This window comes from Rhizobium sp. RHZ01, from assembly GCF_014851595.1.
GTDB classification, from domain to species: domain Bacteria; phylum Pseudomonadota; class Alphaproteobacteria; order Rhizobiales; family Rhizobiaceae; genus Rhizobium; species Rhizobium altiplani.
The window spans coordinates 1-2,040 of record NZ_JACUZZ010000073.1; the positions used below are offsets into that span (position 1 = coordinate 1).

1 protein-coding gene and 1 pseudogene are annotated in these 2,040 nt (G+C 56.3%); one reads left to right on the forward strand and one right to left on the reverse strand.

Annotated elements, in window-relative coordinates:
• A pseudogene (locus tag IB248_RS30815) lies at positions 1 to 347 on the forward strand (hypothetical protein); the annotation flags it as partial.
• A gap of 6 nt (positions 348 to 353) precedes the next feature.
• Here IB248_RS30815 and IB248_RS30820 read toward each other — a convergent pair.
• Positions 354 to 1,775 carry an ISNCY family transposase gene (locus IB248_RS30820; protein WP_192242235.1) on the reverse strand — a complete coding sequence of 474 codons (1,422 nt, stop codon included), beginning with the start codon at positions 1,773 to 1,775 and terminating at the stop codon, positions 354 to 356.
• Positions 1,776 to 2,040: the final 265 nt, after the last annotated feature.

A 2,040-nucleotide genomic window follows, 5' to 3' on the forward strand; every position in this document is an offset into this window, starting at 1 on the left:
ACGCCACCGAGCGGGAAGAGGAGGTCCGAGCGCGGTTACGCTGGTGGCGCATGTTCCTCAATCTTCTCAATATCAAGGCCAGAGAAGGTTGCACGCCAATGGAGGTTGTGAAAATCCTCTATCCAGATCTGGCGCCTCTTTCGGAAACCGAAATGACCCTGGAAGCCTGGAAGCTGAAATCCAATCTAAAATACGGCGTCTTACAGCGCTTGTGCTGGCTCGGCTTGCTCTATGAAGCAAGAGAGGGCCTCACACTCTTCCAGGACGGATCCTTCCACAAGACACCGCTTTGGTCCGCATGCCTGCAGCTGGAATCGGATACGCAAAGCGACATCGGCGTGCACTGACGATCTTTATTCCGCCGCTGGTTGCCTCAATAACGCTTTCTCTCGCCGTGCAATCACCGCCGGATCGTTCATGTAATCTGTCCTCGGCTTGCGTCCCCGCTTCTGATAGCCGTTGGCTGTGCTACCGTCCCGAATGCCAAACATATGATCCTTCTGCCCGGTGCGTCGGGGACCACTCTTGCTGCGTTGCTGTTCTCGGCCGGCTTGCAACTCGGCGACGATCGACAGCATGTCGTCCAGCCGCTTGTTGTCGACGACCTCCGCACGATGCACCGAGCGCAACGTATCGAAGGTCCTGTAGGGCAGGGAAAAGCTCTCGTGCATGATCTCGAGCCGTCCGTCCGGGTAGTCGCAGACGATCACTTTCTGGCCAGCCAGTGGCCTGGAAATCTCGGTCGGATCGAGAATGAACAACACCTTGTCGTAGCGTAGCGTCAGAGATTGCGACAGCGTGCGGACTTCCTTCCGGCACATGGCAGCATCGAGGTTCTCGTGGTTGGCCAGCGGTCGGTGCATGTCCTTTGGATTGCGTGGTTGCTTGCCAAAGCGAGTGTTGAAATCCGCAATGAACTCAGCCGCATAGGAATTGGCAGCTTCGATCGTATCAATGCCGCGAAGCCGTAATTCCTTCACAAGCCGATCCTGCAATGTCTGGTTGGCACGTTCCACCCGACCCTTGGCCTGAGGGGTGTTGGCGCAGCTGATATCGATGTTGAGCTCATAAAGCGCCCGGCCGAACTGCGTCAGACCGCTTGTCCTGTCCTTCTTCGACGGATGCGTCGATCGAAAGACACCATGTTTGTCGCTGTAGAAAGCCAACGGCTTGCCCCACTGCTGCAGATAATCCTTTGTCGCATGCAGATAGTCGAACGTATTCTCCGATCCGGCGAAACGCAGGTGCAATAGCTTGCCGGTGGCGTCATCGATATAGACGAGCAGGGCGCATTTGGGGCCGCGGTTCTCGAACCACCAGTGATGCGATCCGTCGATCTGCACCAGTTCGCCAAAGCAGTCGCGCCGACCACGTGGCTGGAAAACCCGTTTCTTGCGTTCACGACGCGAAATCCAGATACCAGCCTCGGTCATCCATTGCCGCAGCGTCTCCTTGGCGACCGAGATCTGGTGCAACTCGAGCAGCTTCTCGCGTGCCAGCGTCGGACCGAAATCCAGATAGCGCTCGCGGATCAGATCCAGCACCGCATTGCGAAACTCTTCGCTATGGCGCCGGTTGCTTGGTCGTGATCGCTTCTTTGAAACAAGGCCAGCCGGACCATCCCGGTCATAGGCCCGCAGCAGCCGATGGACCTGACTTCGACTGAGGTCGAGCCGTTCGGCAGCCTGGACAACGCTTAGGCGTTGGTCACGGATCTTCTGGATAAGTTCAAGACGATGCAACTCTTTCTGCGACATGGTGATCAAACAAGACATCACGACTCCGACCGTTCATGGTCTCGACCAGGCTGAAGATCGTCATCCTTGCTCCCAACGTTGGATTTGACCAGTGCGTCGAAAGGCGAGACTGTCGCATCTCTAACTGGCCCAACTGTCGCATTACTAAATAGCTCTTACATCATTTGTGGCGGCAAGGTTGAAATGTCCGCCGGTTTGCAAAGTAGAAATGTCACCTTGGGCGGGTCTTCAGCCATTTAGAAATGCGACACTCACCATGTCCACTTGCACTGAGGCAAGCCCC

Excerpts from the sequence above, each read along its gene's own strand:
- IB248_RS30820 (WP_192242235.1), bottom strand. The coding sequence starts at position 1,775 with ATGTCTTGTTTGATCACCATGTCGCAGAAAGAGTTGCATCGTCTTGAA.